The organism is Marinobacter sp. SS21, assembly GCF_028369065.1.
GTDB lineage: Bacteria > Pseudomonadota > Gammaproteobacteria > Pseudomonadales > Oleiphilaceae > Marinobacter.
Window position 1 is genome coordinate 383,624 of record NZ_JAQNDA010000002.1, and the last position, 25,878, is coordinate 409,501.

Below are 25,878 nucleotides of genomic sequence, written 5' to 3' on the forward strand. Positions count from 1 at the left end.
AATTCTCGGGCACATATTTACGGGCACATAATTAAAGGGTGCGCCAATGAATCGGCGACACCGAAATTGTTAGAGATTGAGATCTGGAGAGATATAGATGGCTGACTATCAGGCGCCTTTGCGTGACATGCGCTTCTTGCTGAACGAAGTATTCGACGCTCCCGCTTTGTGGGCTTCCATGCCGCGGCTGGCGGAAAACGTGGATCCGGACACTGCCGATGCCATCCTGGAGGAAGCCGGCAAAATCACCAGCGGAGTGCTGGCGCCCCTGAATCGCGAGGCCGATGAGCAGGGCTGTCGCTGGAACGATGGTGAGGTGACCTCGCCGGAAGGCTTTAAGGAAGCCTACCAGACCATCGTGGAAGGTGGCTGGAACGGTTTGGGCGGTAACCCGGAATTTGGTGGTATGGGCATGCCGAAGATGCTGGTGGCCCAGTTCGAGGAAATGATGCAGGGTGCCAACATGGCGTTCGGCCTGGCCCCGATGCTGACGGCAGGCGCCTGCCTGTCCCTGAATGCCCACGGCAGCCAGGAGCTGAAGGAAAAATACCTGCCGAACATGTACTCCGGTGTATGGGCCGGCGCCATGGACCTGACCGAGCCCCATGCCGGTACCGATCTGGGTATCATTCGCACCAAAGCCGCACCGAACGATGACGATTCCTACAGTATCACCGGTACCAAGATCTTCATCACTTGGGGTGAGCACGACATGGCGGAGAATATTATCCACCTGGTGCTGGCCAAACTGCCGGACGCCCCAGCCGGTCCGAAAGGCATCTCGCTGTTCCTGGTGCCTAAATTTATGGTCAACGAAGATGGCTCCCTGGGCGAGCGCAACAGCTTCAGCTGTGGCTCCATCGAGAAGAAAATGGGCATCAAGGCATCTGCGACCTGTGTCATGAATTTTGATGGCGCCAAAGGCTGGCTGGTGGGCGAGCCCAACAAAGGGCTGGCAGCCATGTTCACCATGATGAACTACGAGCGTCTGGGGGTGGGCATCCAGGGCATCGGTGCCGCCGAAGCGTCTTTGCAAAGCGCCCGTGAGTACGCACTGGATCGGATTCAGAGCCGTGCTCCCACGGGGGCCCAAAAGAAAGACAAGGCGGCGGATCCGATCATTGTCCATCCGGACGTGCGTCGCATGCTGTTGACCATGAAGAGCTACGTCGAAGGTGGTCGTGCCTTCTCCACCTACGTGGCTCAGTGGCTCGATATCTCCAAGTTCTCCGACGACGAAGAGCAGCGCAAGCACGCCGAGGGCATGGTTGCTCTGCTGACCCCCATTGCCAAGGCGTTCCTGACCGATCGCGGCCTGGATACCTGTATCCTGGGGCAGCAAGTGTTCGGTGGCCATGGCTTTATCCGTGAGTGGGGGCAGGAGCAGTTGGTGCGCGACTGCCGCATTACCCAGATTTACGAAGGAACCAACGGTATTCAGGCACTGGACCTGATGGGGCGGAAGATTGTCGCCAATCAGGGCCAGCTGTTCGAACTGTTTGCCGCTGATGTGGCCAGGTTCATTCAGGATAACAGTGACGATGCCACCCTGCGCCCGTACCTGGAATCCCTGTCTGCGGCGCTTGAGCGTCTGGCGGACGTGACCGAGGACGTGATCAAGCAGGCGGCGGAAACGCCGAATGCCATTGGCGCGGCTTCCGTGGATTACCTGGATCTGTTCGGTCTGACAGCGGTAGCGTACGTATGGGCCCGAATGGTGAAGGTGGCGGCGCCGAAGGCGGCGGGCGACACTTCAGGCTTCTACACTGGTAAACTGAAGACTGCCCGTTTCTACTTCGATCGCCTGTTGCCCAAGACGGTCTCGCTGGCGGAAGGGATCCGCAGTGGCAGTGATTCCATGATGGCACTGGCGGACGAGGAATTCTGATTTCCTGAACGCCAACAGGGCTGGTTGATCGGACCAGCCCGGGAACATAAAAAAGTCGGGCCTAGGCCCGACTTTTTTATGTCTGAAACAATCGACTGACCGCAGGATCAGAAACGGAGCCAGGTTCAGTTTAGAGTTCGGTCATCCTGGCTGGCTCGCGGATGAAGGGGTTGGCGTTGCCTTGCAACTCGACGATCCGGTTGTGGCGGGTCAGCTCACCGTCGTCCGGTGGATCCAGCTCGTTCCAGTCACGGAACACGGCGAATGCGCCCACCCAGGGCAGGTCGTAAGTACTCACCATATAGGCGACGGTCCGAGCGACATCGCCTTTGATCCGCTGCGGTGGTTCGATGAACTGAGTGCTCTCCCGGATACCGCAGTCGCCCTCGGGACTGGTGCCCGCCAGCTGTTCAAATTTTGCGTTGCGACGGCGCATTTCAACCCGGCTCTGCACCGGTACGATGTTGTGTAAATCCGAGGCGATCTGGCGATAGCGGTCGTCTTTCTCGCATTGCCGGGGCGTACCGCAGCGCAACGCGTTGCGGACGTGGACCAACGGATAGACATACCCTTCGGAGATCAAGAAGCCCTTACGGTCGAACTGCTTATCGCAGAAAAAGGTGCTGCCGCCAGCGGCATACAGCTTGCCCCAGAATTGCTGCTGCAGGGTTTGATCCGGGTCATTGAAGCGGTTGTTCTGACTGGTGGCCAGAGAGGGCACCAGGAGCAGGAGTGTAAATGTGACTAGCAAGTGATGTTTTTTCATGGCCTTTTTATACCCGGCAGCTTTCGCGCCTGCATCGGCCAATCGGGCCACCTTGGCATTCCTGTGGAGTGACAGGTGCAATTTGTGCGCTGGTTCCGATCGGCCCTGTAAGAAAAATGACACCGCGTTCATTTACTGGGCAGTATGGCACAGGTGTACGCTGAACAGCGTATCGGATTGTAACCGTTGGTTAATCAGAGGCTGCATAAGCCACAGGCACTATTTCAGCCGATTACGCAGGTTCTCGTAACGTGTTCGCAGTTCGCTGCCCAACTTGTGGGCGGCTTCACGGGTCTCCTGGGTGGCGTCGCTTGCGTCATGGAGAATCCGGTCAAGCCGTTGGCGAAACCGTTCCCAGTCTGCCTCCAGATCGTCCCATTCATCCCTTACGTCCTCGCGGGCAAGGTGCAACTGCACTCGGGCCTCATCGCGGTATTTGCGGACTTTTTCAGCAATTTTCTTCAGGTCGTCTTGCAGGTTCATGGCGCTCTCCAACTCAAAGCTGGTTGCTATTTAACCATGCTCCCGGCAACAAATTGTTGTCAAGTGGGATGTTTCAGTCGTCCTGTCGGGCTGTGGTTGAACGGACGGTGGTTTAACGGGCTGCAGGCGCTTGGGCCATCACGTTGGCCAGTTCCCGGAGGTAATGCCAGGGTGGGAGTTGGCCAAAGCCTTTTGCGGCCCGGTCAATGTCACTACACAGTTCCAGTGCCTGGTAAAGCTGGCCGCGCTGAAGGCGGCGGCAGGCTTGTTCCAGGGCGCGTGCGCGTTGAGGTTGGCGAACCCCCCGTTGCTTGAGAAAGCTGCCGGGTGCTTCGCGGCGGGCCATGGCCTGCTGGAGTTCCAGGGCCAGGTTGAGGTCGCGACTGAGGATGCTCAGCAGTCCCAGCGGGTTCTCTCCTTCCTGTTGGATGAAGCCGATCATGCGATGTGCGTTGCTGGCATGTCCGCAGAGTAATTCGGTGACCAACTCAAAGATGTTGAAGCGTGCGCTATCCTGAACCGCCTGTTCCACCGCCTCTTCATCAATGGTTGCTCCGTTGCTGAACAGTGCCAGCCGATCCAGTTCCTGGGCGGCAGCTAGGAGGTTGCCCTCCAGCCGTTCACAAAGCATGTCCAAAGCGCCCCGGGTGAGACCAAGGTTTTGGCTGCGGGCCCGCTGCTGTAACCAGGATGGAAACTTGTCCGGATCGATCGGCCAGACGGTGACGTGTACACCCTTGTCCTGCAGCAGCTTGTACCACTTGCGGCGCAGCTCGGCGGCGTCCAGTCGGGCGCTGATCAGCAGCAGGATGATGTCTTCCGGAGGTTCCGGTAAAACCTGCTCCAGCAGCTTGCGGCCGTCGCCAAGCTTGCCGGAAGGCAGGTGAATCTCGATTCGACGCCGTTCCGCAAACAGGGAGAGTGCGCCAAATTCCTCGCCTACGCTGTTCCAATCCAGTTGCTGATCGGCGTGATAGGTCACTCGGTCCTCGAAGCCGGCTTGGCGGGCCGCGTTGCGAATCTGGTCGCAGCATTCCTGGACCAGCAGCGGCTCGTCGCCGGATACCAGGTAAACCGGGGCCAGCCCTTTTTTCAGCAGTTGCGGCAGTTGGCCGGGCTGCGCCTTCATTGAGCGTTGTCCTGCTGAGCCTGGGCGGCTTCCACTGCCTGCTGCTTCAAAGCCTCGATGCGCGTTTCGTTCAGGGGTGTCAGGCGGAACAGGATCTGTTGCGCCAGGCGTTGGTAGAGGGTTGCCTCTACCTCTCGCTGTTCCCGCTGCTTGGCGAGAACGTTGGTTTCATCGTAGCGGAAGGACTCGCTGCTGCGGATTTCGGCCTCGGCCACCAACGGAATGCCACCGGCGGCCAGGACGTCGATCCATACCCGCTGGCGAAGGTCGTATTCGGCGGCTGCGCCCTGCAAGGTGATGGCGCTGGCCCGCCGGGTCTGATCGAAGCGGGTCAGGCGGAGCGCATATTCGCTGTCGCCGTCGGGTGCCAGGATAACGCCACCGAGGTGGAGCTGGTCTTGCACCTCACGGCACAACGGCTCTGGAATATCCGCCGTGCAGTGCACCGAGAGGGGCTGCAGGGCGGCAGAAACGGGTGCCGCGCCGCGAAGCTGGAAGCCGCACCCAGCCATGGCGGCAGTCAACACGACCAGCGCCAGGGCGGTCGTGCTGCGGCCTATGGCCTTCGCCGGCGCCATATCAGTTGGCCACCACATTGACCAGCTTGCCGGGCACCACGATCACCTTGCGAACGGTCTTGCCGTCGATGAAGCGGGTGACATTCTCATTGTCCAGCGCGAGCTTTTCCAGCGCTGCCTTGTCGATGTCCGCCGGCACATCGGCCTTGGCCCGGACCTTGCCGTTGACCTGCAGGACAACCTGGATTTCGGTCTTCACCATGGCCTGTTCGTCGGCCGTCGGCCAGTCGGCGTCTACCACCGCCTGCTCATGGCCGAGGGCACGCCAGAGGTCGTGACAGATGTGCGGTGCGATCGGGGACAGCAGCAGTACGGCGGTGTCCAGTGCTTCCTGGGTGACGGCGCGACTCTGGGGCTGATCATCGCCCAGTTTGCCGACCTCGTTCATCAACTCCATCACGGCCGCGATGGCGGTGTTGAAGGTGAGCCGGCGGCTGACATCGTCGCTGACCTTGGCGATGGTCTCGTGGGTCTTCCGTCGCAGCGCCTTCTGATTACTGTTCAGCGTCTCAATCGCCAGTGCCGGTACCTCGCCTCCGGCGGTATGCTCGCTGACCGCGCGCCACAGCCGCTTGAGGAAGCGATGGGCACCTTCGACACCGCTGTCGGACCATTCCAGGGACTGCTCCGGCGGTGCGGCAAACATCATGAACAGGCGTACCGTGTCGGCGCCGAACTGGTCAATGATGGCCTGGGGATCGATGCCGTTGTTCTTCGACTTGGACATCTTGGTAACGCCGCCGGCGATGACCGGTTGGCCGTCGTCCTTGTGGATGGCCTGGATGACCTGGCCCTTGTCGTCCCGCTCGATGGTGACATCGGCAGGGGCGATCCAGACCTTGCCGCCCTTGTCGTCTTCACGGTAGTAGGTTTCGGCCAGCACCATGCCCTGACACAGCAGGCGATTGAACGGTTCCGAGCTGGTGACCAGGCCGACGTCCCGCAGCAGCTTGTGGAAGAAGCGGGCGTACAGCAGGTGAAGGATGGCGTGCTCGATGCCGCCGATGTACTGGTCCACCGGAAGCCAGTAATTGGCCGCCGCCGGGTCCAGCATGCCCTTGTCGTATTTGGGGCTGCAGAAACGGGCATAGTACCAGGAAGATTCCATAAAGGTGTCAAAGGTATCGGTTTCCAGCGTCGCCGGCTGGCCTTCAAAGGTGGTTTTGCACCACTGTGGATCCGCCTTGATCGGCGATTTTACGCCGTCCATCTCGACATCTTCCGGCAGGGCGACGGGAAGCTGATCGTCCGGTACCGGACGCTCGCTGCCGTCAGCCAGGGTCATCATGGGAATCGGTGCACCCCAGTAACGCTGACGGGATACACCCCAGTCGCGCAGTCGGTAGTTCACGGTGCGTTTGCCGATACCTTGTTGTTCCAGATCGTCGGCAATGGCCTCAAACGCTTCTTCGCTGCTGAGACCGCTGTACTTGCCCGATGACACCAGGGTGCCCTTTTCGGTGAAGGCGGTTTCCTGAATGTCGATTTCCCGACTGTCATTTGGCGCAATTACCTGCTTGATGGGCAGGCGGTATTTCAGCGCGAACTCGTGGTCCCGTTCGTCGTGCCCCGGCACCGCCATCAGCGCGCCAGTGCCATAATCCGTCAGTACGAAATTGGCGATCCACACCGGAACCGGCTCCTGGGTCAGCGGGTGAATCACCCGAAAACCGGTGTCGATGCCCAGTTTCTCCATGGTGGCCATTTCCGCCTCGGCCACCTTGTGGTGGTGACACTCTTCGACAAAGTCAGCCACTTCCTTGCTGCGCTCTGCCGCGGCCTTGGCCAATGGATGCTCCGCGGCCACCGCCATGTAGCTGACGCCCATCAGGGTGTCCGGACGGGTGGTGTAGACCGTCAGCCCGTCTTGGTGGTTCTCCAGTTCGAAAGTCAGTTCGACGCCGACGGACTTGCCAATCCAGTTGCGCTGCATGGTCTTGACCTGTTCCGGCCAATCCTCGAGGTGATCCAGATCGCTCAGCAGTTCCTCGGCGTAGTCGGTGATGCGGATAAACCACTGGGGAATCTTTTTCTGTTCCACCAGGGCGCCCGAGCGCCAGCCGCGACCATCCACGACCTGTTCGTTGGCCAGTACCGTCTGGTCCACCGGGTCCCAGTTCACCGTGGCCATCTTCTTGTAAACCAGGCCTTTTTCATACAAGCGGGCGAAGAACCATTGCTCCCAGCGATAGTAGTCGGGATCGCAGGTGGCGAGTTCCCGGTCCCAATCGTAACCGAAGCCCAGCTGCTTGAGCTGATTCTTCATGTAATCAATGTTGGCACGGGTCCACTTGGCAGGTGCGGTCTTGTTGCTGATGGCGGCATTTTCAGCCGGCAGGCCGAAGGCATCCCAGCCCATGGGTTGCATGACGTTCTTGCCCTGCATGCGCTGATAGCGGGAAATGACGTCGCCAATGGTGTAATTGCGTACATGCCCCATGTGCAGCTTGCCGCTGGGGTAGGGGAACATGGACAGGCAATAGTACTTGGGCTTGCCCGGCTCTTCCTTTACGGTGAACGTGTTGTGGTCTTCCCAGAATTTCCGGGCGTTCTGTTCAACGTTGCTGGGGCTGTAGTGCTCGTCCATTCCTGCCATTACCGAAATTACCTTGTGTGAAAATCAAAGAACCCTGTGTCGAAAAAAGATCTGCCGAGGGGCCGGACATTCTAACGTACCGGCGCTGCTACAGGTAGTCTGCCAAATCCGGAAAGTTGTGCCAGACTCTAGGGAGCCTCTGATCAACTCCGGATCACCTCTGGCATTCAGAGTCATCCACAATCAAGGCGCGACTTTTTAGTCATGTCTGGACTTGGCAGTAATGTCTGGACCTTGCAAAAAGGCGCAACGCCGAGTGTGGATGGCTCTGAATGCCCCGCAGGGCGCGCTCTGAAGGCTGCACCTGCGGCGTTGCGGCTCTTGCCAAGGCCAAGTTCTTTATCAAAACAGGGCCATTGGCTGCGAACCGCGTCTTGCATCTACAGCCTTCAGATCGCGCAGAGGCGATTCGGAGTTAATCAGAGGCTCCCTAGAAGCGAGATGGAATCCCGGGCTGCTACGTTGGCCAGGGTTCCTGGCCGTCGATTTGGGCGAGGAGTGAGCATGACACAACCGGAGCGCAATCATTTGTCGGGGCAGGCCCTCGAGGTTTATGACCGAATGTTGCACAGGGTGCAGGATGGGCTCAGCGAATTGGAGGAGATTACCCTGGACGGCCTGCACGAAGAGATCGGTAAGGCAGTGGAAGTGGAGTATGCCCTGGAGGAAATGACCCGGGAGGAGGTGGATTTGCTGTCTGCCTACCTTAAGCGGGATCTGGCGCACCTGATGAGGTTCGTCGATGAGACCGGCGAGGGCCTGAGTGAGTGGTTGCAGCTGGATATCTCGCTGATTGAGCGCCAACTGGCTGACATGCTGTTCTCGGTGGCGGACAAGACGCGGCTGGATACCCTGGAGCTCAACCAGAAACTGGCCAATGAAGACCAGAGCTATTACATCTGTGGCGAGGTGGCCACCGCCGGCATGTTCAAGTGTCTGAACTGCGGCCACATGAAATGCCTGACCGCCACCAGTCACATCCTGGCCTGTGAAGCCTGCGGCTCACACTACTATGAGCGAGTGACCAGCCGTTGGCCTAAGGAGCCCCTGCGCGATGCCTGAATCGCCTCGAGAGCCGATTTGAGGCTCCCGCAGGCGGCGTGACCAGCGGGCTTCAGGCCGAACGGGGAATGATCCGCTCCCGGCTGAACACGATCAGGATGGCGGCCAGGGTGAGGATGGGCCAGGATCCCGATTGCATGTAGGGCGTTAGGCCGGTGACCGGAAACACCTCGCCGCGCAGGGTGGCGCGGGTGAATTGTGGGATTGATTCGGTGATCTCGCCGTGATGGTTGACGATCGCGGTCGCTCCGTTATTGGTGCCCCGAATCAGGTAGCGTCCAGTTTCCAGAGCCCGCATCCTTGCAATTTGCAGGTGTTGATGTGGCCCGATGGAATCGCCAAACCAGCCGTCGTTGCTGATGGTGATCAGCAGGCCCGCTCCGCGCGCATTCACGGCAACAAAATCCGGATAGGCCACTTCGTAGCAGATGAATGGCATCACCAGGGTGTCACCGACCTGTAACGGCACTTGGTGTTCCGGGCCGCGGGAAAACTCCGACATCGGCAGGTCAAAGAAGCCGATCAGCCCCCGCAACCACTGCTGTAAGGGTACATACTCGCCAAAGGGCACCAGCTTCTGTTTGTGGTACATCCCATCGCCGTTACCCAGCGCCATAATGCTGTTGTGGAAAGTGAAATTTTCCAGCCGATCGCTGAAACCGTACCAGGGGATGCCGGTAATCAGGGTGCTGCCGGGCGCCAGCTCGGTCTCGATGTGCTCGAAGATCGCGCCTGCCTGGTCCTGGGTTAGCGGTATTGCGGTCTCGGGCCAGAGAATCAGGTCCCTTTCCCAATCTTGCTGGGTCAGCTCCAGATAGGTCACGATCTGGTCTTTCAGGTAGGCCGGGTCCCATTTGATCAGCTGCGGGACGTTGCCCTGCATGGTTGCCACCGACAGCGGAGCATCGGACGGGATCGTCCAGGCGGCGTCTTTCAGTGCTGGGCCGGAGAGCCAGGGCGCCAGAGTCAAGGCGGTGACCGCCAGCGCGGCCTTGTGGTGCTGTTGCCGGACAAGCCAGTAGAGCCCGTAAGCACTCACCCCGGTCAGCAGAATCCAGAAGGTCAGGCCATGAACGCCGACAATGGGGGCAAATCCCGCCAGTGGGCCGTCCACTTGGGCGGTGCCGAGGTACAGCCACGGGAATCCGGTCAGCAGCCAGCCGCGTACCCAGTCGGCCAGCAGCCAGACGGCGGGAAACAGGATCAGCCTGCGTACGGCGCTGTGCTTGGCCAATTTGCCCCAACACAGGAAGGCAAGGCCGTGGAACAGCGCCAGGCCCGCCACGAACACTACGGTCAACAGGATCGATACCGGCACCGAGGTGTTACCGTATTGGCTGATGCTGATATAGACCCAGGAGGCGCCGCTGCCAAACAGTCCGAACCCCACCAGCCAACCGGCCCGGAACAGTTTGTGCGCCGGCAGCGGCAGCGCCACCAGCAGGATCAGGGCGATGGAAGCCGGGCCCAGCCACCACCAGCTAAAGGGCGAGAAGGTCAGGGTTTGCAGTGCGCCTGCTGCCAGCAGCAACAGGGCGCTCAACCGGGGATGGCGGCTCAGTTTGGTTTCAGGTGTCACTGCGGGTTACCTGGAGCAGTCGAATGACACGATTGTCGGCATTGGCAATGGTGAAGGTCAGTCCGCCGACGCTCACCGATTCGCCCCGACGCGGCAGGTGGCCGAATTCCTTGAGGATGACACCACCGATGGTGTCGAACTCCTGTTCGTCGAGCTCGGACTTGAAGAATTCGTTGAAATCTTCGATGGGCGTGACCGCCTTGACGGCGAAGATGCCGTTGCCGCGGGCCTTGATATGGGTTTCCTCGTCGAAATCGTGTTCATCCTCGATTTCGCCGACAATCTGCTCCAGCACATCCTCGATGGTGATCAGGCCGGCAGTGCCGCCGTATTCGTCCACCACGATCGCCATGTGGTTGCGGGTTTCCTTGAACTCCTTGAGCAGCTGATTGAGTCGTTTGCTCTCTGGCACGAACGTGGGTGGTCGCAGGATTTCCCGGATCTGAACCCAGTTCAGTTCATTGTTCAGTGCCAGCGGCAGCAGGTCCTTGGCGAGCAGGATGCCGATGACGTCGTCCTGATTGTCGCCGATGACCGGAAATCGACTGTGGGCAGACTCGATGATCTCGGAGAGGAAGGCTTTGGGTTCCTGGGACGCCTTGACGGTCACCATCTGGGAGCGCGGGATCATGATCTCCTCGACCCGCATGTCGATCACCTGCATGGCCCCCTCAATGATGCTCATGGCATCGGAATCGAGCACACTCTGGGCTTCGGCATCCCGCAGGATTTCAAGAATGTCCTCGGCGGACTCGGGTTCGTTGGAGAAAGCTTGTGATATTCGTTCCAGCCAGGACCTGCTGCCCTGGCTGCGACTCGACTGATCGTCGCTCATGAGTCTGGTTCCGTTTCCTCTGATTCGTAAGGATTGGCGTATCCGAGCTGGCCGAGCAGCCGGATTTCGAGGCTTTCCATAACCTCTGCGTCATCGTGGTCGATGTGGTCATAGCCCTGCAGGTGCAGAACGCCATGTACCACCATATGGGCCCAGTGCGCTTCCACGGCCTTGTTTTGTGCGCCGGCTTCGTTGCGGACCACGTCCGCCGCGATCACCAGGTCACCGGCCAGTGGCACCGTTATACCGGCTGGTGCCTCAAATGGGAAGGACAGCACATTGGTTGGTCCGCTTTTGCCGCGATACTGTTGGTTCAGATCGGCGCTCTCGGCAACATCAACAAGGCGAATGGTGACTTCCGAGTCGTGATCCTGCAGCCAGGCCGCATTGGCCCAGCGGGTCAGAGCCCGGTCGTCCGGCAAGTCCGGGCCATCCACCGCCCGCTGCACGTCAGTGATGAGCTCGCTCAATGGGAGCCTCCACTGCCATCGTCAAAGGCGTCATAGGCTTCTACGATCCGCTGCACCAGCGGGTGTCTGACCACGTCCTTGGCTTCGAAACGGGTGAAGCTGATGCCCTGCACTTTGCCGAGCACGCCCGCGGCATGAATCAGTCCTGAATTCTGGCCTCGGGGCAGGTCGACCTGGGTGGTGTCGCCAGTGATGACTGCGGTGGAGCCGAAGCCGATGCGGGTCAGAAACATCTTCATCTGTTCCCGCGTTGTGTTCTGACTTTCGTCGAGAATGATGAACGCATTATTAAGGGTTCGACCCCTCATGAAGGCCAGCGGGGCAATTTCGATCACGCTTTTTTCGATCAGCTTGGTCACCTGATCGAAGCCGAGCATTTCGTAGAGCGCGTCGTACAGCGGGCGCAGGTAGGGGTCCACCTTCTGGGCCAGGTCGCCAGGCAGGAAACCCAGTTTCTCACCGGCTTCCACCGCCGGCCGCACCAGCAGGATGCGCTTGACCTGTTCGTCCTTGAGCGCTTCGACGGCGCAGGCAACGGCAAGCCAGGTCTTACCGGTGCCGGCCGGCCCGATCCCGAAGTTGATGTCGTGGGTACGGATGCTGTGGACGTACTTCTGCTGGTTGCCGCCACGGGGTTTGGCCTGCAATTTAGGGGTCTTGATGACCACCTGGCTGCCATCGTAGGGCTTGTCTTCCGGTAAGCGTTCCAGTCCGGATTCGCGGATGAACAGATGAACAGTATCCGGCGTTATGTCGTCGTTTCCCTCGGTTTCCCGATACAGGTGGCGGATGACTTCCGACGCTGCCGCGACGTGTTCTGCTTCACCCTCAAGGCGAAAGTGATGGCCGCGCCGACCAATTCGGATATCGAGGCGCTTTTCAATGTGTTTGAGATGTTCATCGAACTGGCCACAGAGGGTGGCAAGCCGGCGTTGGTCCACTGGGTGGAGGTCAAACTGTTTGACGTCGTTGGTATTCAATCAGTCCTCTTTCGTATTCGTTGCTGCTCCGAACGGTCGGAGTTGGGGGTGAGGGTGCTTCGTGGTTGCCAATTATCAGGCCTCGCCTCTGGCGTAGGATGTGGTGAGCAACGCGAACCGCATCGCGGAATTCAGGCGCAAACCCGACTGATGCGGTTCGGCAGGCCTCACCGCATCCTACGTTCCGAGGCCGGCATCGAGTTTTAGTATAGCGTCGAGTCGACCGGCGCGCCCCGCAAAGAGTTTGGCAGCGCCTCTTTGATGTCTACGTCGATGAAATGGCCGATCACCTTGGGGTTGTCATGCCGGAAATTGACGATGCGGTTGTTCTCGGTGCGGCCGGCGTACTCGCCCGGATCTTTCTTGGACAGTCCGGTCACCAGGATGCGCTGGGTGGTGCCGACCATCTTGCGGCTGATGTCCATGGCGTGTTGGTTGATGCGCTGTTGGAGGATGCTCAGGCGCTGCTTTTTGACGTCCATCGGGGTGTCGTCCGGTAAGTCTGAGGCCGGCGTTCCCGGGCGGGCGCTGTAAATGAAGCTGAACGAGACGTCAAAGCCGATGTCGGTGATCAGCTTCATGGTGTCCTCGAAATCTTTGTCGGTTTCTCCCGGGAAGCCGATGATGAAGTCGGACGAGAAGCTGATATCCGGCCGAATTTTTCGCAAGCGCCGTAACTTCGACTTGTATTCCAGGGCAGTGTGACCCCGCTTCATCTGAGCCAGAATGCGGTCGGAACCGCTCTGCACCGGTAAGTGCAGGTGGCTGACCAGCTCCGGGACCTGGGCGTACACCTCGATGAGGGCATCCGAGAATTCCACCGGGTGGGAGGTGGTGTAGCGGATGCGGTCGATGCCGTCGATGGTGGCAATCAGGGTGATCAGTTCCGCCAGATCCATGGCATCGCCATCGTGAGTGTCACCGCGGTAGGCATTTACGTTTTGCCCAAGCAGGTTGACCTCGCGGACTCCCTGCTGCGCCAGGTGAGCGATCTCGGCAATGACGTCATCCACCGGTCGGCTCACTTCCTCACCTCGGGTATAGGGCACCACGCAAAAGGTGCAGTACTTGCTGCAGCCTTCCATGATGGAGACAAAGGCGGACGGGCCTTCGGCACCGGGGGAGGGCAGGTTGTCAAACTTTTCGATCTCCGGGAAACTCACATCCACCACGCCGACGCCGTCGCCCTTGCTGCGCACCTCGGTGATCATGTCAGGCAGTCGGTGGAGGGTCTGAGGGCCGAAAACCATGTCCACATACGGCGCACGGTCGAGGATGGCCTGGCCTTCCTGGCTGGCAACGCAGCCGCCGACGCCGATGATCAGATCGGGGTTGGTCTTTTTCAGACTTTTCCAGCGACCCAGCTGGTGGAAGACTTTTTCCTGGGCTTTTTCCCGGATGGAGCAGGTGTTCAGCAGCAGGATGTCCGCGTCTTCCGGGGTCTCAGTCATTTCGACTTTCTCGCCGGTACGGAGCAAGTCTGCCATGCGGGACGAGTCGTACTCGTTCATCTGGCAGCCGTGGGTCTTGATGTAAAGCTTCTTGGCCATGTGTCTCAACGTGCATTGGTGAATGTTCGCGTGACCGGTTTTAGCCGGGGGCGATCGGCCAGCGCGGCCGTTTTGGTTAAATAACCGTGGTCAAACAACTCCGGGTAACGCTGGCAGCTGTGAAAGCAACTGGCTATTATAGCGAGCCGCTCAAATCGCAACCAGCGTTTCCTGGCCTCAATTACGGCAAATCCCGATGTGGTATGATGGCCTGCTTTGGACGTCACCGAGAGACCGTGAATGACCCCGGAACGCCTCGCACGCATCAAGCAGATCCTCGATCGCCGCCAGCCCGACCTGACCGTACTGACGGATCAGGTTCACAAACCGCGTAACCTTTCGGCCATTATCCGGTCCTGTGATGCCTTTGGTGTCGCCAATATGCACGCGGTGTGGCCGAAGGAAGGTTACCGGGCGTTTCGCAAGACCGCGGGTGGCAGTTTCAACTGGGTGACGACCCGCACCCATCCCGCCATGACCGACGCTGTTGAAGCCCTGCGCCGCAGCGGTCACAAACTCTATGCGGCGCAGCTGTCTGAGCGGGCGGTGGATTACCGGGAGGTGGATTACACCTTACCTTGCGCGGTGATCATGGGGAACGAGGTGGAGGGTGTGAGCGCCGATGCCGCCGAGCAGGCGGACGAGCACATCGTCATTCCGATGATGGGGATGGTGGAATCGTTGAACGTTTCCGCGGCCTGCGCCATCATCCTGTCCGAGGCGCAACGACAGCGTAAGGAGGCCGGCCTCTATAAGCAGCGACGGCTGCCGGACGACGAGTACCTGCGCTTGCTTTTCTGTTGGTGTCAGCCAGCGGTTAAGCAGTACTGTGATGACCGCAATTTGCCGTACCCGCCGTTTGACCCTGAAACCGGGGATCTCATTGATGGCGTTGGCTGGATGGAAGCGGTGCGGCGGCAGCGGCATCCGCATTTGGCTGAAGAATCTTGAGCTGGGGGCAGATTCGAAACCTGTCCCCGATCGGCCGGGCGGAGCGTCTACTCTCTTGCTTCCAGATAGCGCTGCAATTGCTCCCGCAACGCCTTTGGTAACCGGGTGATGGTCAGGGCGTCCTTGTCTCGGTCATAGTACACCGCCTGGTTGACCAGGTCGGAGGAAAACGACACGCTCATGCCACCGCCAGAACCGGCGATGCGGACCAGTTTCTTGACCTTGCGATGATCTGGGTGCAGCAGTCCGCTTTCGGGCAGCTCGGTGGACTGCTTGGCAAATTCCTTGAAGCGCTCGGGCTGGTTCTCGTCCAGATAGCCGGACAAGGCTTCGATGGCAACGGGTTCGCCCAGGGCATGCTGCTCTTTGCAGAACTCGTAGGCACGGTGGCGGACCTTGCCGGCTTCTTCCGGCTCGGAGGTCTTGGCGAAGGATTCGACGGCATCCAGAAAGGTCAGTGTTTCCTTCTCAACATCAATCTGGTTGGTGAAACCGCACAGTTTGATGAAGCGCTCACCCGGTTCGCCGGTGCCGCGGCCGTGAACCAGGGTGAGGTAGTTCTCCGCCGGGGTGTCGCCGAGCCAGTCATCCAGTTCGATGCGAACCGCCAGGTTCAGGCGGGAGAGGCTCAGTACGTCGGTGGCATCCAGCGTCTGTTCGCTGTCGAAGCGCATGGCGCTGTCGTTTTCCACAACCAGCAGGTAGACCGCGTCCGAGTCCGCCAGGGCTTCATGGGCAATCATCAGATGGCCGTCATGCTCCTCCTGGCAGTCATTCAGTAATTCCTGCCACTGGCCAAACAGGCGCTCGCTCAAGGAATCGAAGCTTTGCTTGTCTTCGATGTAGTCCTTCAGCCAGGCGCTGAACGGGGACTGCCCAATGTCGTCAGAGAAACGGCCGTATTTCTTGCCGGGCTTGCTGTTGAACAGCCGCTTCATCTGCTTGTGCAGCGCCTCGTAGTCGCCGCCGGGTTCCTTGAGCGGTGCTCCAGGGCGAATCCGGGCCGGCTGCCCCGGTTGGTATTGGCTGGCAAAGGCGGTGCGAAGGTATTTGATGGCCATGAACGATTTCCCTGGTCGCTAAAACAGAAAAAGCCTCAGCCTGGGGCTGGGGCTTTTTATCATAGCCGCTGAGTCTGCGGAAGCGAGGCAGGCTTTGCCTGGCCTGGCCGACTCAGCGGCTTGTTGGGGCTGGAGCCACTAGATCCGTTGCTCCCGGAGCAGGCTCTCCACCAGCTTGCCAACGGCCGCCGGAATATCGGCTTCGGAGTCCGCTTCGGCTTGGGCGGTGGCCACATCGGTGCCGAGATTGACCGCTATGGCAATCAGACCGTGTGCCGTAAGCAACTGTGCGGTCCTGCGCCGGTCGTCGGCGTTGCCTGCACTGTCTTCGGTCAGCACCACCGAGGTCTTGCCCTGGTCAAACAGTGCCCGCTCGACGGCCAGAGCCAGGGCGGGGGCCTGCTTGCCATTGCAGGCAATGATGGCGGGTTGCTGGGCCAGGCGACGGCTGCGCTCTTCGCCGGTGACCGGGTCCAGGGATTCGTCACCATCGGCATTGCCGGCGATCATGCCGGCGCCAATGGTGACGTTGGTCAGTCGGTCAATGACGATGAAGCTGCCAGTGGCGTGGTTGCGACCATAGGCGTCGAACGCCACCGGTTGGCTCAGGGTGAACTCACACAGGCCAATCTCGTTGAGCTGCAGCGCGGACGGATTGGGCTGTTGCTCCAGGGTGTTGACGTCGGTCTGGTGGTGAATCTTCTTGACCGTGCCGGAGGTGAACGTTGGGCCCAGTTTGATGTCATACAGGCGGCCGGTTTGCAGCGGGGCGTCGGTCATCCAGACCACATTGGCATTGAAGCGGTTGCCCACCTCCGGCTCGTCTGCCGCCTTGACCAGCATATCACCCCGGCTGATATCGATTTCGTCATTCAGGGTGAGGGTGACCGCCTGGTCAATGTAGGCTTCGTCCAGGTTGCCTTCGAACGACACGACTTCCTTGACGGTGCTGGTGCGGCGAGAGGGCAGGGCCATCACCTGATCGCCCGGGCGAACCACGCCGGAGGCAACCGTGCCGCAGAAGCCGCGGAAGTTAAGGTTGGGGCGATTGACGTATTGAACCGGGAAACGGAAGTGTTCCAGGTTCTTGTCCCGGGACACCTCGACGTTTTCCAGGATTTCCATCAACGGCTGGCCGGTGAACCAGGGGGTGTTTTCGCTTCGGCTGACGACGTTGTCCCCTTCCAGTGCGGACATGGGGACAAAGCGTATGTCCTTGAGTCCGAGTTGGTCGGCAAACGTCAGATAGTCCTGCTTGATTTCCTCAAACCGGGCTTCGCTGTAGTCCACCAGGTCCATCTTGTTGATGGCCACTACGATGTGGCGAATACCCAGCAGCGAGGCGATGAACGAATGGCGACGGGTTTGGGTCATCACGCCGTGGCGGGCGTCAATCATCAGGATTGCCAGTTGCGCCGTGGACGCGCCGGTGGCCATGTTGCGGGTGTACTGCTCGTGGCCCGGTGTATCCGCGATGATGAACTTGCGCTTGTCGGTGGAGAAGTAGCGGTAAGCAACGTCAATGGTGATGCCCTGTTCCCGCTCGGCCTGAAGGCCGTCAACCAGCAGCGCCAGATCCAGCTTCTCGCCGGTGGTGCCCATTTTTGCGCTGTCGGATTTCAGACTGGCCATATGATCTTCGTAGATCATCTTGGTGTCATGGAGCAGGCGCCCGATCAGGGTGGACTTGCCGTCATCAACACTGCCACAGGTGAGCAGGCGCAGCAGTTCCTTGTTTTCGTGCTGTTTCAGGTAGGCCTGAATATCTTCAGCGATGAGGTCTGACTGATGTGACATGAATAAATTCCTTAGAAATAACCTTCACGCTTTTTCTGTTCCATGGAGCCGGCGGAGTCGTGGTCGATGACTCGGCCCTGGCGTTCGGAACTGGTGGCAAGCAGCATTTCCTGAATGATATCGGGCAGGGTTTTGGCTTCGGACTCGATGGCGCCGGTCAGCGGATAGCAGCCCAGGGTGCGGAAGCGGACCGATTTCATCATCGGGGTTTCGCCTTCCTTCAGCGGCATGCGGTCGTCATCCACCATGATCAGGGTGCCGTCCCGTTCAACCACCGGACGCTCGGCGGCGAAATAGAGTGGAACGATGTCGATGTTTTCCAGGTAGATGTACTGCCAGATGTCCAGTTCGGTCCAGTTGGACAGCGGGAAGACCCGGATGCTCTCACCCTTGTTGACCTTGCCGTTGTAAATGTTCCAGAGCTCTGGGCGCTGGTTTTTGGGGTCCCAGCGATGGTATTCGTCACGGAATGAGTAGACCCGTTCCTTGGCGCGGGATTTTTCCTCGTCCCGGCGGGCACCACCGAAGGCGGCGTCGAACTTGTACTTGTCCAGGGCCTGCTTCAGTGACTGGGTTTTCATCACGTCGGTGTGCTTGGCGCTGCCGTGGGTAAAGGGGCCGATGCCCTGCTTTACGCCGTCTTCGTTGATATGCACGATCAGGTCGAGGCCATACTCGCTAACCTGCTTGTCGCGGAATTCAATCATGTCCTTGAATTTCCACGTGGTGTCGACGTGCATCAGGGGGAAGGGCGGCTTGCCAGGATGAAAGGCCTTGCGCGCGAGGTGGAGCATGACCGCCGAGTCTTTACCGATGGAGTAAAGCATGACGGGGTTATCGAACTCAGCTGCCACTTCCCGAATGATGTGGATGCTTTCCGCTTCCAGCTGTTTGAGGTGAGTCAGATTATAACTGGTCATCGTAAGGTTTTACCGATTGCCGTGGGCGTATGAATGCCGCAACTATACCAGACGCGGCCTGGATATAAGAAGGCGAATTACTAGAGTTTGGGGCTATAACAATATGCCGCTTAGCAACGAATGGTTGGCTGGGCACGGCTGCGCAGAAGCCCGCAAGATCCGACCAACCTGCCGCTGGCCGGGGGTCACCCCGGCTAGCCCAGGGTGGCTGCGAGTAAACGGCTGACGTACTGATCCAGGTAGTCGTAGCCATTATCTTCAAAGTCACTGAACTGGATGCCAAGGTGAAATTCGTCGCGGGAAACCCGGCGTAAGTGCACGATGTGGCCGTGTACGCGAATCGACACATTTTGTGAGGCAACCACTGGCACGGCGAAGCGGGTGGATACCTGAATCCACTGGCCCGGAGCCGGTGTCACCTGGCCAGGGAGTAGTTGGCGCACGGCGTCCAGGTTGCATCGCAGCATAACGCCGGTGCGGGACAGATTGGCCGCGTGGCAGTGCAGTTCATCGCCTGCGGGGTTGCTGACCAACACTTTCAGCCCAACGTCTACGCGTTGCTGGTTACGAAGGTTGGGCTTGGTTGGTGACGCTTTCATGGCAATCTGCCTGGTAAATTCTGGCTGCGATTGAATGGCCTTTCCCATACTGCTGAATCCCGGCGTGTAATCTTACATAAGCTCCTGAAAGTTTAGTGGTTTAAAAAATGAACAGCAAGCCATCTGTCGTCTTTGTGGTCAGCTTTGTGATGAAAGCCCGGGACGAGTCGTCGGCATGGGGTGCGCAAAGATGTGTTTTTCATTGGGTTGGTGGCCGTGGCTGCGGTAAAATGCTGCTCCAATTTTGAACAGCGCTCCTGAGACGTTATGACAGACAAGACAGCTACTCCCGCGACCGGCAGCGGTAAAGTCGGATTTATCAGCCTGGGATGCCCCAAGGCCCTGGTGGATTCCGAGCGAATCCTGACCCAGTTGCGCCAGGACGGCTACGATGTTGTCCCTACCTATGAAGATGCGGATGTGGTTGTGGTGAATACCTGTGGCTTCATTGATGCTGCCAAGCAGGAGTCGCTGGATGCCATCGGCGAGGCGATCAGTGAGAACGGCAAAGTGATCGTCACCGGCTGTATGGGGGTTGAGGAGGAGCGCATACGGGAGTCCCACCCCGGCGTGCTGGCGGTGTCGGGGCCACACGCCTACGAGGAGGTGGTGGGAGCGGTGCATGAATTTGTGCCGCCGAAAAAGGAGCATGATCCGTTCGTGGATCTGGTGCCTCCCCAGGGCGTCAAGCTGACCCCCCGTCATTACGCCTACCTGAAGATTTCCGAGGGCTGCAATCACCGTTGCACCTTCTGCATCATTCCCTCCATGCGCGGCGATCTGGTCAGCCGTCCCGTTGGCGAGGTGATGGATGAGGCCAAGCGCCTGGTCGACGCCGGCGTCAAGGAGTTGCTGGTCATCTCTCAGGATACCAGTGCCTATGGCGTGGATATCAAATACCGCACCGGGTTCTGGCAAGGGCGTCCGCTGAAGACGCGGATGCTGGCGTTGTGCGAGGCCCTTGGGGAGTTGGGCGTTTGGGTGCGGCTGCATTATGTTTACCCCTATCCCCACGTAGACGACGTGATCCCACTGATGGCGGCAGGCAAGGTGCTGCCCTATCTGGATATCCCGTTCCAGCATGCCAGCCCGAAGGTGCTCAAGGCGATGAAGCGGCCGGCCCACGACAGCAAGACGCTGGAGCGCATTCGCAAGTGGCGGGAGATCTGTCCGGAGCTGACCATTCGCTCCACCTTCATTGTCGGTTTCCCTGGTGAAACGGAAGAAGACTTCCAGTACCTGCTGGATTGGCTGGATGATGCCCAGCTCGATCGTGTGGGGGCCTTCAAGTACAGCCCGGTGGATGGGGCTCCGGCCAATGCGTTGGACGGTGCCGTGCCGGAAGAAGTGAAGGAAGAGCGGTTGGCGCGGTTTATGGCCAAGCAGGCGGAGATCTCGGCGGCGCGGTTGCAGGCCAAGATCGGCAAGACTATCGAGGTGTTGATCGACGAGGTGGACGAGGAGGGCGCCATCGGGCGTTCCAAGGCGGATGCGCCGGAGATCGACGGCATGGTCTACCTCAACGGCGAGATTGAGCTACAGCCGGGGCAGGTGGTGAGTGCGGTGGTTGAGCATGCGGATGAGCATGATCTTTGGGCGGTGCTTGCTTGAGTCTTGTGAGTAGCCTGACTGGCATGGCGGTGGGCCTTGACGGGAGGCACCTCCCAAAAACCGCTACAAGCACATCCATGTGCGCTTGACTCCGGCCATCCATGGCCTCCGACATTTTTGGGAGGTGCCTCCCGTCAAGGCCATGGAGCTCTGAGATATCTCAATTGGATCGCGGGTAGCTGAGCCGAAGCATTCGGAAGCTGGGGTTTTTTGATGCGGTTCGGCAAGCCTCACCGGCATCCTACGGGTGTGCATTGATTGGAGGTCGAGGGTAATAATGCAGTTCGCTTCGCTCACCAGCATCCTGCGAGGGTGTAGGATGCTGGTGAGGCTTGCCGAACCGCATCGAAGCGGCCGGTGATCTGAGATAAGGAGGGATTATCCCTCCAGCTTCTTCTTCAAAATCTCCGTAAACAGCTTCGGGTTGCCCTGGCCTTTGGAAGCCTTCATCAGCGGTCCCATAAAGCCGCCCATCAGCTTCTTGCGCTTCTTGTCGTCGGCTTCCTGGTACTGTTGGATCTGATCCGGCATGCCGGCCAACACCTCATCCACCAGTTTTTCCAGCGCGCCGGTATCGGACACCTGCTTCAAGCCCTTGGCGTCAATGATCGCGTCGACGTTGTCGTTTTCCCCGGCCCAGAGCGCTTCAAACACCTTCTTGGCGCCGGCGGAAGAGACGGAGTCGTCGGCAATGCGCACGATCAGGTCGCCCAGCTGGGCCCCGGTGATGGGGGAGTCGGCAATCGATTTGTCTTCCGCGTTCAGGCGAGCGGAGAATTCACCGAGAATCCAGTTGGCGGCCAGTTTGGCGTCTTTACCCCGCGCGGCGACCTCTTCGAAGAATGAAGCCAGTTTGGCATCGCCACTGAGCAGGCTGGCGTCGTAGTCATTCAGGCCGAACTGTTCCTTGAAGCGCGCCTTACGGGCGTCCGGCAGTTCAGGCAAGCGGCTGCGGCAATCCTCGATAAAGCTGTCATCGATTTCCACTGGCAGCAGGTCCGGGCAGGGGAAGTAGCGATAGTCGTTGGCCTCTTCCTTGGTCCGCATGGAACGGGACTCGTCCCGGTCGCCGTTGTACAGGCGGGTTTCCTGCACGATCTCGCCGCCGTCTTCCAAGATGTCCATTTGTCGCTCCACTTCATGGGCAATGGCTTGCTCCATGAAGCGGAAGGAGTTCAGGTTCTTGGTCTCGGTGCGGGTGCCAAGCTCGTCCTGGCCTTTTGGTTTGAGGGAGATGTTGACATCAAAGCGCATGGAGCCCTGGGACATGTCGCCGTCACAAATGCCCAGCGAGGTCACCAGGCTGTGCAGCTTCTTGGCGAAGGCCACGGCCTCCTCGGCGTTACGCATGTCGGGTTCGGTGACCACTTCGATCAGCGGGGTGCCGGCGCGGTTCAGGTCGATGCCGGACATGCCATGGCCATGTTCGTCAAAGAACGCTTCATGGAGGGATTTGCCGGCGTCTTCTTCCAGGTGCGCGTGGTGAATGCGGATGGTCTTGGTGCTGCCGTCCGGCAGGTCGATTTCCACGTGGCCGGGGCCAACAATGGGCTGCTCCAGCTGGGTGGTCTGGTAGCCCTTGGGCAGGTCCGGGTAAAAGTAGTTCTTGCGCTCGAACACCGAGCGCCGGCCGATCTCGGCGTCGATGGCCAGGCCGAACATCACCGCGTAGCGGAACGCCTGCTCGTTTGGTACCGGCAGGGTGCCCGGCATGGCCAGGTCAACCGCGTTGGCCTGGGTGTTGGGCTCGGCGCCGTACGCGGTGCTGGAGCCGGAAAAAATCTTGGTGTTGGTGGCGAGCTGAACGTGAATTTCCAACCCGATTACGACATCCCATTGCATGGTGTTTGGTCTCCTGATTGCCCGCTTATTCCGGTGTACGCTGGTGCCAGTCGGTCACTTGCTGATACTGGTGTGCAGCGTTCAGCAGCCGGGCCTCGGAAAAGTAGTCGCCAATGATCTGCAGGCCAACCGGCAGCCCGTCGACCAGGCCGGCTGGCAGCGACAGTGCCGGCAGTCCCGCCAGGTTTACCGCGATGGTAAAGATGTCTTCCAGGTACATGGTGACCGGGTCGTTGGCCTTCTCGCCCTTGGCAAAGGCCGGTGACGGGCAGGTAGGGCTCATCAGCACGTCGACTTCTTTCAGTGCATTGACGAAATCCTGCTGGATCAGACGGCGAACCTTCAGTGCCTTAAGGTAGTAAGCGTCGAAGTAGCCGGCCGACAGGGCGTAGGTGCCCACCATGATGCGGCGTTTCACCTCGGCGCCAAAGCCTTCGCCCCGGGTGCGGGTGTACAGGTCCATCAGGTCTTTGGGGTCATCGCAGCGGTAGCCATAACGCACGCCGTCAAAGCGCGACAGGTTGGCGGATGCCTCGGCTGGGGCGATGACGTAATAGGCGGCAATGGCCAGGTTGGCGTTGGGCAGGGAGACTTCCTGAACGGTGGCGCCGAGTTTTTCGTATTCGGCGATGGCGTTACGGATGGTCTGTTCCATCGCCGGGCTGAGCTGGTCGGTGAAGTATTCCTTGGGCAGGCCAACCTTCAGGCCTTTCAGCGGCTCATTGAGAGTGGCGGTGTAGTCCGGCACGGCGCGGTCGAGGCTGGTGGAATCCTTGGGGTCATGGCCGGCCATGACGTTGAGCATCATGGCGTTGTCTTCGGCGCTGCGGGCCATGGTGCCGCCCTGGTCGAGACTGGAGGCGAAGGCGATCATGCCGTAACGGGACACCCTGCCGTAGGTGGGTTTCAGTCCGGTGATACCACACAGCGCGGCCGGCTGGCGAATGGAGCCGCCGGTGTCGGTGGCGGTCGCGGCGGGGGTCAGGCGGGCGGCAACCGCAGCCGCCGAGCCGCCGGAGGAGCCGCCGGGCACCCGGTTGTGACCCCAGGGGTTGGTGACGGCGCCAAAGTAACTGGTTTCGTTGGAAGACCCCATGGCGAATTCGTCCATGTTGGTCTTGCCCAGGCAGACTGCGCCAGCGGCACGGAAATTGGCGGTCACGGAGGCGTCGTAGGGCGGAACGAAGTTCTCCAGCATTTTGGAGGCGCAGGTGGTGCGAACGCCGTTGGTGCAGAAGATGTCCTTATGGGCGAACGGCACACCGGTCCAGGGCGTGGCGCTGCCCTGGCTGCGCAGGGCGTCGGCCTGGCGAGCTTCGGCCAGCGCCTCGTCCTCGCAGACCGTAATAAAGCTGTTGTACTTGCTGTCTTCCTGCTTGATCCGGTCGAGGAAGTGCTGGGTCAACTCGACGCTGGAGACCTCGCCAGCCGCCAGATCGCGGGAGAGTTCGGCTACGGTTTTGTTATGCATTGCGGGTTCCTGGAGAAACTGGGGTTAATCAATCACTTTGGGGACCAGGTAGAGACCGGCTTCGGTGGCCGGGGCGATGGCCTGAAACGCCTCGCGCTGATCGGTCTCGGTTACTTCGTCTGCGCGCAGTCGCTGAACCGCATCCAGGGGGTGAGCCATGGGCTCGGTGTTCTCGGTATTGGCGTTCTGAAGCTGATCCACCAGGTTGAGAATGTTGCCGAGGTCTTTTTCCAGCTCAGAGACCTGCTTGTCGTCCACCCGGATACGAGCCAGCAGGGCAACTTTTTCTATATCTTCGCGGGAAATGGTCACGCATTGTCTCCCAGGTAAATGAAATGTCTGTAAGGTCTGATACTTGCGGCCGGGCCGAGATGACGGATTGGTCTTTCCCTGTCGGACGGCTGATACCAGGCCGGGCAAAAGGGGTATGGTAACAGATTCAAGGTGCATCGCGAGGGGCAGTTGGCCTGCAAAGTGCGCCGTTAGGCCGCCTCGCGCCTTGCCTGTGGGGGTGCTCACTGCTAAAGTTGCCGCAACATTTCTGCGACTGCACATCTCAGGTTGAAATAACACGAATGTTAATCAAAAAAATCCGAGGTCTATTTTCCAGCGATCTGTCCATCGACCTGGGCACCGCCAATACACTCATCTACGTTCGCGATCGCGGCATTGTGCTTGACGAGCCTTCCGTGGTGGCCATTCGAACAAACAACGCCCAGAAATCCGTGGCGGCGGTGGGGACCGAGGCAAAACGCATGCTGGGCCGTACGCCCGGTAACATCACGGCAATCCGCCCGCTCAAGGACGGTGTGATCGCGGACTTCGTGGTGACTGAGAAAATGCTTCAGCATTTCATCCACAAAGTGCACGAGAACAGCTTCATTACCCCGAGCCCGCGGGTTCTGGTGTGTGTGCCGAGCAAGTCCACCCAGGTGGAACGCAAGGCCATTCGCGAGTCTGCGTTGGGTGCTGGCGCCCGCGAGGTGTTCCTGATCGAAGAGCCGATGGCTGCAGCCATCGGTGCCGGACTGCCGGTCGAAGAGGCCAGCGGGTCAATGATCGTGGACATCGGTGGCGGCACCACTGAGATTGCCATTATCTCCCTCAACGGCATCGTTTACGCCGAATCCGTACGAGTCGGCGGTGACAAGTTTGACGAAGCCATCGTCACCTACGTCCGTCGCAACTACGGCAGCCTGATCGGCGATACCACCGCAGAGCGCATCAAGCATGAAATCGGCTGCGCCTATGAGGGTGTCGAGATTCGTGAAATTGATGTGCGCGGCCGCAATCTGGCCGAAGGGGTGCCGCGGGCCTTCACACTTAATAGTGAAGAGATTCTGGACGCGCTGCAGGAGTCGCTGGCGCAGATCGTACAGACCGTGAAAAGCGCTCTGGAACAGTCGCCCCCAGAACTTGCGTCGGACATTGCCGAGCGCGGCATTGTGCTGACCGGCGGTGGCGCCCTGCTGCGTGGGTTGGACAAGCTCATCAGCGAGGAGACCGGTTTGCCGGTCATCATCGCCGAAGATCCGTTGACCTGCGTTGCCCGGGGCGGCGGTAAAGCCCTTGAGGTCATTGATCGCAGCGGGATTGGAATGTTTTCCCAGGAGGGATAAACGTGGTATTGGCAGCAAAACCGATACCTTCCCGCTCGCAACCGCCGCTTGTGTCTCCGCACAGCGGCGGTTGTCGTATCAGTGCTGGTCA

At 59.6% G+C, this 25,878-nt stretch carries 22 protein-coding genes; 5 read left to right on the forward strand and 17 right to left on the reverse strand.

The features are described 5' to 3' along the window. The first annotated feature begins 97 nt into the window (after positions 1–97). Positions 98–1,888 (forward strand): acyl-CoA dehydrogenase C-terminal domain-containing protein, encoded by a 1,791-nt coding sequence (locus N6L25_RS04015; protein WP_271978115.1) that lies wholly within the window; start codon positions 98–100, stop codon positions 1,886–1,888. A 130-nt stretch (positions 1,889–2,018) separates the two neighbouring features. On the opposite strand, the gene N6L25_RS04020 is transcribed toward N6L25_RS04015, so the two are convergent. The 5 genes from N6L25_RS04020 to leuS all read right to left on the reverse strand — a co-directional run bounded on the left by N6L25_RS04020 (position 2,019) and on the right by leuS (position 7,431). After that, positions 2,019–2,654, reverse strand: a complete 636-nt coding sequence (locus tag N6L25_RS04020; RefSeq protein ID WP_271978117.1) for an endonuclease — start codon at positions 2,652–2,654, stop codon at positions 2,019–2,021. A 219-nt stretch (positions 2,655–2,873) separates the two neighbouring features. Beyond that, positions 2,874–3,137, reverse strand: a complete 264-nt coding sequence (locus N6L25_RS04025) for a hypothetical protein (RefSeq protein ID WP_271978119.1) — start codon at positions 3,135–3,137, stop codon at positions 2,874–2,876. Between the two features lie 112 nt (positions 3,138–3,249). After that, positions 3,250–4,266: a DNA polymerase III subunit delta gene (gene holA, locus N6L25_RS04030; RefSeq protein ID WP_271978121.1), complete on the reverse strand. Its 1,017-nt coding sequence runs from the start codon at positions 4,264–4,266 to the stop codon at positions 3,250–3,252. After that, on the reverse strand, positions 4,263–4,844 hold the full coding sequence (locus N6L25_RS04035) for an LPS-assembly lipoprotein LptE (protein ID WP_271978123.1): 582 nt from the start codon (positions 4,842–4,844) through the stop codon (positions 4,263–4,265). The genes holA and N6L25_RS04035 overlap by 4 nt, the downstream gene beginning before the upstream one ends. A gap of 1 nt (position 4,845) precedes the next feature. Beyond that, positions 4,846–7,431 carry a leucine--tRNA ligase gene (gene leuS / locus N6L25_RS04040; protein ID WP_271978310.1) on the reverse strand — a complete coding sequence of 862 codons (2,586 nt, stop codon included), beginning with the start codon at positions 7,429–7,431 and terminating at the stop codon, positions 4,846–4,848. Positions 7,432–7,944: 513 nt separating this feature from the next. On the opposite strand from leuS, the gene N6L25_RS04045 reads away from it, so the two are divergent. Next, complete coding sequence (locus tag N6L25_RS04045; protein WP_271978125.1) at positions 7,945–8,502, forward strand: zinc ribbon-containing protein; 558 nt, start codon at positions 7,945–7,947, stop codon at positions 8,500–8,502. 52 nt (positions 8,503–8,554) lie between these two features. On the opposite strand, the gene lnt is transcribed toward N6L25_RS04045, so the two are convergent. The 5 genes from lnt to miaB all read right to left on the reverse strand — a co-directional run bounded on the left by lnt (position 8,555) and on the right by miaB (position 13,916). Beyond that, positions 8,555–10,081 carry an apolipoprotein N-acyltransferase gene (gene lnt, locus N6L25_RS04050; protein WP_271978127.1) on the reverse strand — a complete coding sequence of 509 codons (1,527 nt, stop codon included), beginning with the start codon at positions 10,079–10,081 and terminating at the stop codon, positions 8,555–8,557. Beyond that, positions 10,071–10,916 (reverse strand): HlyC/CorC family transporter, encoded by an 846-nt coding sequence (locus tag N6L25_RS04055; protein WP_271978129.1) that lies wholly within the window; start codon positions 10,914–10,916, stop codon positions 10,071–10,073. The genes lnt and N6L25_RS04055 overlap by 11 nt, the downstream gene beginning before the upstream one ends. Further along, complete coding sequence (gene ybeY, locus N6L25_RS04060; RefSeq protein ID WP_271978131.1) at positions 10,913–11,386, reverse strand: rRNA maturation RNase YbeY; 474 nt, start codon at positions 11,384–11,386, stop codon at positions 10,913–10,915. The genes N6L25_RS04055 and ybeY overlap by 4 nt, the downstream gene beginning before the upstream one ends. Further along, positions 11,383–12,366 (reverse strand): PhoH family protein, encoded by a 984-nt coding sequence (locus N6L25_RS04065; protein WP_271978133.1) that lies wholly within the window; start codon positions 12,364–12,366, stop codon positions 11,383–11,385. Before N6L25_RS04065 ends, ybeY begins: the two co-directional genes overlap by 4 nt. A gap of 203 nt (positions 12,367–12,569) precedes the next feature. Beyond that, complete coding sequence (gene miaB / locus N6L25_RS04070; RefSeq protein WP_271978135.1) at positions 12,570–13,916, reverse strand: tRNA (N6-isopentenyl adenosine(37)-C2)-methylthiotransferase MiaB; 1,347 nt, start codon at positions 13,914–13,916, stop codon at positions 12,570–12,572. Between the two features lie 240 nt (positions 13,917–14,156). On the opposite strand from miaB, the gene trmH reads away from it, so the two are divergent. Next, positions 14,157–14,867 carry a tRNA (guanosine(18)-2'-O)-methyltransferase TrmH gene (trmH, locus tag N6L25_RS04075; protein WP_271978137.1) on the forward strand — a complete coding sequence of 237 codons (711 nt, stop codon included), beginning with the start codon at positions 14,157–14,159 and terminating at the stop codon, positions 14,865–14,867. Positions 14,868–14,914: 47 nt separating this feature from the next. Here trmH and N6L25_RS04080 read toward each other — a convergent pair whose 3' ends face one another. The 4 genes from N6L25_RS04080 to N6L25_RS04095 form a co-directional block, all read right to left on the reverse strand. Then, positions 14,915–15,928, reverse strand: a complete 1,014-nt coding sequence (locus N6L25_RS04080; RefSeq protein ID WP_271978139.1) for a nucleoid-associated protein — start codon at positions 15,926–15,928, stop codon at positions 14,915–14,917. A 138-nt stretch (positions 15,929–16,066) separates the two neighbouring features. Beyond that, positions 16,067–17,725: a sulfate adenylyltransferase subunit CysN gene (gene cysN, locus N6L25_RS04085; RefSeq protein WP_271978141.1), complete on the reverse strand. Its 1,659-nt coding sequence runs from the start codon at positions 17,723–17,725 to the stop codon at positions 16,067–16,069. Between the two features lie 11 nt (positions 17,726–17,736). Further along, positions 17,737–18,645, reverse strand: a complete 909-nt coding sequence (gene cysD / locus N6L25_RS04090) for a sulfate adenylyltransferase subunit CysD (RefSeq protein WP_271978143.1) — start codon at positions 18,643–18,645, stop codon at positions 17,737–17,739. Positions 18,646–18,839: 194 nt separating this feature from the next. Beyond that, a complete protein-coding gene (locus N6L25_RS04095) occupies positions 18,840–19,244 on the reverse strand; it encodes a PilZ domain-containing protein (protein ID WP_271978145.1) in 405 nt (134 codons plus the stop codon). Between the two features lie 267 nt (positions 19,245–19,511). On the opposite strand from N6L25_RS04095, the gene rimO reads away from it, so the two are divergent. Beyond that, positions 19,512–20,855, forward strand: a complete 1,344-nt coding sequence (gene rimO / locus N6L25_RS04100; RefSeq protein WP_271978147.1) for a 30S ribosomal protein S12 methylthiotransferase RimO — start codon at positions 19,512–19,514, stop codon at positions 20,853–20,855. A gap of 378 nt (positions 20,856–21,233) precedes the next feature. On the opposite strand, the gene gatB is transcribed toward rimO, so the two are convergent. The 3 genes from gatB to gatC are packed head-to-tail and all read right to left on the reverse strand — an operon-like array spanning position 21,234 to position 24,480. Next, entirely contained in the window at positions 21,234–22,697 is a 1,464-nt protein-coding gene (gene gatB, locus N6L25_RS04105; RefSeq protein ID WP_271978149.1) for an Asp-tRNA(Asn)/Glu-tRNA(Gln) amidotransferase subunit GatB, read from the reverse strand. 25 nt (positions 22,698–22,722) lie between these two features. Then, entirely contained in the window at positions 22,723–24,168 is a 1,446-nt protein-coding gene (gene gatA, locus N6L25_RS04110) for an Asp-tRNA(Asn)/Glu-tRNA(Gln) amidotransferase subunit GatA (protein WP_271978151.1), read from the reverse strand. A gap of 24 nt (positions 24,169–24,192) precedes the next feature. Beyond that, positions 24,193–24,480, reverse strand: coding sequence for an Asp-tRNA(Asn)/Glu-tRNA(Gln) amidotransferase subunit GatC (gatC, locus tag N6L25_RS04115; RefSeq protein ID WP_271978153.1), 288 nt, complete (start codon positions 24,478–24,480; stop codon positions 24,193–24,195). A gap of 263 nt (positions 24,481–24,743) precedes the next feature. Here gatC and N6L25_RS04120 point away from each other — a divergent pair, with 263 nt between their 5' ends. Further along, on the forward strand, positions 24,744–25,787 hold the full coding sequence (locus N6L25_RS04120) for a rod shape-determining protein (protein WP_271978155.1): 1,044 nt from the start codon (positions 24,744–24,746) through the stop codon (positions 25,785–25,787). Positions 25,788–25,878 lie beyond the last annotated feature (91 nt).